Raw genomic sequence first — 6981 nt, 5'->3', positions numbered from 1 at the left:
GCGCTTGATGTCTTTGACGATCTTCTCGCCAGGGCTCTTCGTTGTCTTTCTCATCATCCACTCCTCAGTGGCTACGATGAGCAACAAACACTCTCTTAGCAATTGACCCTATTTGGACCCACAAGCGCTGACGTCAGACAGGCGGTCGATGTAACTGTAGTGGTGGGTTTGGTGAATAATCCATCGATTATTTCAGAAACCCCCAACGACCATGTGTGCCTATCAGGACAAAACTCTCTTCCATCTTGAAAGCAATGTGCCCCATTAGGGGAGGTATCTTTGTAGTCTTCACTGACGCAGTGATTACTAAATTTAATCCGTGCACTAAAATTGACGGTCACGCCATTCATACAAAGTCAACTAAAATTCTTAAAGTTTGGCTGCAAATGCGCCAAATTGAATTTTTCGCCATGGTGTGTCACGTCAACTGGAAGCATGGAGTATCGGTAATCGCTCAATATCACATGATCAAGGTGCAACACGGTTTTCAATTGAAATCAGAGATATTGCCAAAGAGAACGCACTGTATGTGCGTAGCGTACTGGCATTATCGCCCACAGCATAACTTAAAGAGCCACCGATAATGAAAATCTCCCGCCAGCTATACTTTGGGCATGTGTTGTTGACCTTTTCTGCACCTTTGGACCTCGTTCGCCGTGCGCATCCATCAACGGCACACAATTCCTTTCCCGTTATCAGAAACGTGCGTTTTGACTCGACATGACTTAATTTTCTTATCACAGCTTCGCTTTGGGGTTAATCCCGGGACCGTCTTGGGCGACGCCAACTGTGCCACATGCGATCAAGCCCGCTGCCAGAATAAAAGTGAGCCTCATATGATCCTCCAGAGCTTTCCGCATTCACAAGGGGAACGGATAACAGCCTTCGATCAAGACACTCCCTTTACGAGGTCACCGTGACCTAATTTTACGCGATACCGTAGATGCCAAAAGCTGAATTCGAAAAACCGATGATTTACTTGGCTATTGAGGCGAACCGCAGTGATTTGTCATATGTTGGGTGTAGCAATTCACAGGAAAAAATTGCCCCCCAACCTAGTGACCAGACAGGTGGTGCTCTCAGTCAAAAGTAATAAGGTAAAGATTATGATTAAATGGGGGTTGTTGAAGACAAGTGATGTCTGCTGAAGCAGCACCAAACACCCGAACAGGGTTTTGTCTATTCAGTATCCGCCCCTCGCGAACCAAATGCACGAAAACAGCCTGCAAAATTTTCAAAAAAATACCACTTTTGAAAGGTATTGGTTAGGCCGTAAACTTGACCCGGAAAAGGTCGAAACCTTTGGACTGGTAACAAGGTTCCAAAAAGTAAATTCGGGTGGTATCCATGGTAATCAACAAGGCGAGGGCAAGGTGAGAATTCTTTTAGCCGACGACCATGAATTGGTAAGGGAAACGATCGCTGCGTTCTTGGAAAGCGATGGGACGTTTCATGTTGTGCAATCCCCTGATCTTCCAAGTGTTGAAAAGGCACTGACTACGCATGATCCGTTTGATTTGATCCTTCTGGACTACGAGATGCCGGGCATGGATGGCCTGGCGGGCTTGGATAAAATTCTCGAGGCTACGCGCCCGCGGCCCGTTGCACTTATTTCAGGATCTGCAAACAAAGATATTGCAGAACAAGCGCTTGAACGTGGTGCATCAGGTTTTTTGCCGAAAAGTATTGCCGCAAAATCGCTGGTCAATGCAATCAAATTCATGGCAATGGGCGAAAAATACGCGCCAATCGATTTCATGACCCAAGAAGCTAACGAAGCAGACCACCCGCTGAAAGAGCTTCTTACAGACCGCGAAATGCAGGTGCTGCTATGCCTTACGCGTGGTTTGGCCAACAAGGAAATTGCACGTGAAATCGAGCTGCAGGAAGTGACAATCAAACTGCATGTCAAAACGATGTGCCGCAAACTTGAAGCCAAAAATCGCACACATGCTGCAATGATTGCGAAAGAGGCAGGTCTGTTCTGACCCGCCTCCCACCACACTGTTCTTAAAGCTGCAAACCGTCCAGAACCTGATCGTAAAACTGATCTTGCAGGTTTGCGTGATCAATCAAGATGATGGATATACCACCCAAGCCGAGTGTGACACTGTTGTCGGCATTCTGCGTTATGTGATCGGCAATCCAGTCTGCTGACGATCCGCCATCAGATAACACATCAAAACTGCGCAGATCGAGGCGGTCATTTTCCACACCATCATGCGTGTAGTCATGTACCGTATCGATACTGTTGGTCGCGTCTGAACTGCGGAACACGAACCAGTCTGTGTCCGCGCGCCCCCAAATCTCATCCGATCCGGCCCCAGACAGGATCTTGTCCCGCCCCTCGCCGGCATAAACGGTGTCATCGCCCTGCCCTGCGTTGATGTAGTCACTGCCCTGGTCGCCATGGATCACATCATGTCCAGTACCGCCATACAGTTTGTCCTTGTCGCTGCCGCCGTTCAGGGTGTCGTTCATGTCGTGGTCACCACGGTTGCCTGCAACGTAAAAATTGCCATCTGCGTCGTGAATGGCGGCCCCGAACGTTACCGCAGGCACACCTGCATGCATCACCCCGTCGATCATTGTTCCGACAACGTCCAAAGCTTCAAACGTCGGCATACCGCCGTCCGCAACACCAGAGACATTGATGATATACATTGTCGCGTTTTCACCTTCTGCGGACGGGCGCGTCACCCCAGAAAAGCACTGCGATGCAGCATCAAACGCAACATCCCATAGATGATCAGTGATCATTTCCTTTGGGAATTTGAAGGTTTTGGTTGCCACATCACCATTGGCATCGACATTGTCCACATCGATCATAGTGATCCGGTCCAAACTCGATTGAAACGCCCACAAGTTGCCACTTGCATCAAAATCACCGATCCAAGATCTGTAAGGAGTTGCGCCAATCTTGTAGCCGTTGCCAGCCGCATCCAGCATCACCAGATCAGTCTTGTTGACCGAATTCCCCAAGCTGTCGAACCCGTTGTCAACAGCAATCCCGTAGATCAAACTGTCTTGCACATTGAAACCGATCGCATTGACTGTAACAGTCGCTTCGCTGCCCAACACTGTGTAGGTTCCATCGACAGGATCAAAAACTTGCAAGGTTCCATCAATGACTTGATAGATGCCGGCCTGACCTTCAGCAAAAGCTTTTACCTCAACTTTTTCGCCGCCGATCTGCTTGTCTTGAAGCGTATAGAACGCCGGTCCATCGGTATTTACCGTTGATGCAGTGTCGTCAGAACTGTCTATGGAAACAAATGTCAGAGCGCCCGAACCACCTACACCTTCAAATGTAAATGTAAATGTATGGTCGGAAAAGTTGGCACTGTTGGTGTCAAACATGTCTATCACGTCTCCGTTCCAGACGACCTGTACGGCCCCACTGAGGGACTGGGCGTTGTAGTTGGCGGCCAGGTCAAAACTGATTTCATATGTTTCGCGAAATTGCGTGTCGATCACCTGTGTCATGCTGGTGTGACCGCCATCTTCAGCCTGGACTTGCCATGCGCCTGATTGCTCGTATTGCGAAAAACTAGATGCGCCGTCTGTGCCAGCCAGCAAATTTTAAGAGGCGAAATCGCCATACACCACATCATCGCCCCCACCAGACGTGATCGTGTCGTCGCCAGAGAGACCCAGAACAACATCTGCCCCTTCCGTGCCATTCAATGCATCAGACACATGTGTGCCTGTACTTTGATTAATCGTGTGATTTGCGTTCATGATTTTCTCATTAAAAGTAGACAGTTGAGGGAAAGGAGCGATTTACCAACCGATCCCGTTGTAGTTTGGATGCGACGCAGCCTCGCGCTTAAGACGGACCAGATCGATGACCGGCGTCGCACCGGAATTCGCCACTGTATCGCGGTACAAATCGTTGGCATGTGTGACGATCAAAGCATCCACGGCCTCGACAACGGCTGAACAATCGCCGCGCAACATGGACGGTAAATCTGCCGCCAAAGACTTCAAACCAGCACTGCCATGGCGGACATATGCCAACTGGCCCGCCAATGGGGTCTCGGGCGTAATGGCCGGGTCGTGAACAACCACCTTCACACCTTCGCCATTCAAAGCAGCAATGACTTCAAGAATAGGACTTTCACGCAAGTCATCTGTTCCAGGCTTAAATGCCAGCCCGAGAACACCCACAGTTTTTGCCCCCGTCTCGCGCACCATTTCGATAGCCCGCGCGATATGCGTGGTGTTTGACACGCCAAGACTTTCGATCATTGGCAACGATACGCCGGCTTCTTTGGCGATATGCGCAACAGCGCGGACCTCTTTGGGCAAGCATGACCCGCCAAAGGCAAAGCCCGGTTTCAGGTAATACGAAGACAGGTTCAGCTTTGTGTCCTGAACAAAAACATCCATCACGTCGTGGCTGTCGACACCCAAGGGTTTACACAATCGACCGACTTCATTGGCAAAACATACTTTTGTGGCATGCCATACGTTATCAACGTATTTGACCATCTCGGCCGTTTCGATTGAGGTCACGATCGGGGCTTCGTCGACGGCCTCGAAGATGCGCGTCATAATCATTGCACTGCGGTCGTCGTTCGCCCCGATAACGGTCTTTGGCGGCGCGTAGAAATCCTCAACGGCTACGCCTTCGCGTAAGAATTCCGGATTAAAGCACACACCAAAAAATCAAGCCCTGCGATTTTGCCTGATGTTTCTTCGATAATGGGGGCCATGTCGTTCATCGTGACCCCAGGAGGAATAGAGCAACGCATGACGATGACGTGAAAAACGTTCTTATGCTTGAAACCTTCGCCAATGGCACGGGCAGCAGCTTCGATGTAGCTGTGATCACAGCTGCCATCTGGGCCTGTGGGTGTTCCCACCGATACAAATGTAACATCGGTGTCGACAACAGCCTGGACAAGGTTTGTGGTAGCAGCCACCAAACCGTTGTCGACACCTTCACGTAACAAGCGGTCAAGATCTTGTTCGTGAATCGGGGATTTGCCATCGACGATACAGTCAACCTTGTCAGCATCAATATCGACGCCGATGACATTGTAACCCAAGCCGGACAAACATGCTGTCGAAACAGCGCCAACATATCCAAGGCCCACAACACTGATGGAGGGTTTTTCATCGATGACGCGCAGTGGTGCAAAAGCCGTTTGACCCGAGAGATGGTCGATGAACTGTGGCGATAAATCAAACATATGTTCATTCCTAACTTGTGATTAACCACTTTGTAGGAGACTGATTTCATTGATTCTATATCGCCAAAGGGTAATTTCGACGCCTGAAGTATGCGCGGTCTATCCTTTAGCATAGCTCAATATATCCTTGTCAAAATATGCAGTTTGTACAAAAAAAACGGCGCCCGAAGACGCCGCTGAAGGTGGTGTGAGAGTGCTTGTTGGTCTTGGTTTATGCAGCTTTGTCATCAGTACGGCTGCGGGCATAAATGTCCTCGTAGCGCACGATGTCATCTTCCCCCAGATACGCACCAGTTTGCACTTCGATCAGATGCAAAGGTACTTTTCCGGGATTCTCCAACCGGTGAATTGCACCAAGCCGGATGTATACAGATTGGTTTTCAGAGACGAGTTTCACCTCGTGATCGATGGTCACTTTTGCGGAACCCGCAACCACAATCCAATGTTCGGACCGATGGACGTGGCTTTGCAAGGATAATGCAGCGCCGGGGCGAACAACGATCTGCTTGACTTTAAAGCGGTCGCCCAAGGACAATGTTTCAAAATGACCCCAAGGCCGATGGTCTTTCGGGAACAGCTCGGCCTGTTTTACCTTTTCGGCCTTAAGCATTTTGACAGCGGTTTTGACGTTTTCAGACTTGCTCATGTCCGCGACCAAAACTGCGTCGCCTGTGGCAATCGCAGTGATATTGTCAAGACCGATACCCACAAGTTGCACGCCGTCCGTTTCCGAACGCAGCAGCGTGTTTTCACAGTCAATAGACGTGGTATTTCCATTCTGAACCACGCCATTTTCGTCGGCATCGCCCGTTTTCCAAACAGATGCCCAACTTCCCAAGTCGGACCAACCACAATCCAGAGGGATCACAGACGAAGTTTCACAGATTTCCATAATGGCATAATCGATCGAAATATCGTCGGCCATTTTGTACGAAGCCTCATCAAGGCGGAAAAAATCCAGATCGCGTCGCGCCCCGTCAACCGCGCGACGTACTGGCATCATCAAACGCGGGCAGAGCACTTCGAAAGCTTCCAGAATTTCAGAGACCCGGAACATGAAGATACCCGCATTCCATAGGTGGCGGCGTGACGCTAGAAATTCATCCGCAATGGCTTGCTCTGGTTTTTCGACAAATCCCTTCAGCGGTTGCGCACATGAGACCGCACCAAGGATAGGGTCAAACAGTTCAAGATAGCCATACCCGGTTTCAGCGCGGTCCGGTGTGACACCAAAGGTTATCAGTTTGCCAGCTTCAGCGGATTGTTCTGCGGCGCGAACAGCTTGATCAAACGCGTCCTCATCCGCAATCGCGTGATCGGACGGCATGACCAGCATAATAGCATCGGGTTGCTCATGCAGGCTCAGTGCTGCTGCCAGAATTGCCGGTGCTGTGTTGCGTGCTTCGGGTTCGATCATAATCGTCGGGGCGTCGGCCCCCGCCGTCTGCAACTGCTCTGCGGCGATGAAGCGGTAGTCGGAATGTGTAACAACGATCGGATCGGCAATGCCGGGGCGTTGAACGCGTTTGACCGTTTGTTCAAACAAGCTGGTTTCGCCGTTCAACTGTGAAAATTGTTTCGGGTAGCTTTTACGTGACAAAGGCCAAAGACGGGTGCCGCTGCCGCCACACAGAATAACTGGATGGATCATGGGTTAATTCCTAACACTCTCACATGCAGCCGCGCGTTGATCGCGTGGCTTATGGGTCAGGTTTAAAGGTGTGTCAGAAATAATTCTTGGTGCCACAAGGACACTCAAAGGCTCAATGGGATGCCAGACATA

General features: G+C 50.1%; 6 protein-coding genes. 1 reads left to right on the top strand and 5 read right to left on the bottom strand.

Annotated features, from left to right (window positions below; all coding sequences use genetic code 11):
• The first annotated feature begins 1208 nt into the window (after window positions 1–1208).
• Window positions 1209–1988, top strand: a complete 780-nt coding sequence (locus ABJL60_RS02065; protein WP_348373948.1) for a response regulator transcription factor — start codon at window positions 1209–1211, stop codon at window positions 1986–1988.
• A gap of 22 nt (window positions 1989–2010) precedes the next feature.
• Here the strand turns inward: ABJL60_RS02065 and ABJL60_RS02060 are convergent, their stop codons facing one another.
• The 5 genes from ABJL60_RS02060 to ABJL60_RS02040 all read right to left on the bottom strand — a co-directional run bounded on the left by ABJL60_RS02060 (window position 2011) and on the right by ABJL60_RS02040 (window position 6849).
• Window positions 2011–3486 (bottom strand): hypothetical protein, encoded by a 1476-nt coding sequence (locus ABJL60_RS02060; protein ID WP_348373949.1) that lies wholly within the window; start codon window positions 3484–3486, stop codon window positions 2011–2013.
• 96 nt (window positions 3487–3582) lie between these two features.
• Window positions 3583–3741 carry a hypothetical protein gene (locus ABJL60_RS02055; protein WP_348289331.1) on the bottom strand — a complete coding sequence of 53 codons (159 nt, stop codon included), beginning with the start codon at window positions 3739–3741 and terminating at the stop codon, window positions 3583–3585.
• Between the two features lie 42 nt (window positions 3742–3783).
• Complete coding sequence (locus ABJL60_RS02050; RefSeq protein WP_348289333.1) at window positions 3784–4662, bottom strand: nucleotide sugar dehydrogenase; 879 nt, start codon at window positions 4660–4662, stop codon at window positions 3784–3786.
• Entirely contained in the window at window positions 4626–5198 is a 573-nt protein-coding gene (locus ABJL60_RS02045; RefSeq protein ID WP_348289335.1) for a hypothetical protein, read from the bottom strand. The genes ABJL60_RS02050 and ABJL60_RS02045 overlap by 37 nt, the downstream gene beginning before the upstream one ends.
• A gap of 211 nt (window positions 5199–5409) precedes the next feature.
• Entirely contained in the window at window positions 5410–6849 is a 1440-nt protein-coding gene (locus tag ABJL60_RS02040; RefSeq protein WP_348289337.1) for a mannose-1-phosphate guanylyltransferase/mannose-6-phosphate isomerase, read from the bottom strand.
• Window positions 6850–6981 lie beyond the last annotated feature (132 nt).

The organism is Ascidiaceihabitans sp. (genome assembly GCF_039986515.1).
GTDB lineage: Bacteria > Pseudomonadota > Alphaproteobacteria > Rhodobacterales > Rhodobacteraceae > Ascidiaceihabitans.
The sequence above is the reverse complement of the archived record's forward strand: the minus strand, read 5'-3'. Positions and strand labels throughout refer to the sequence as shown.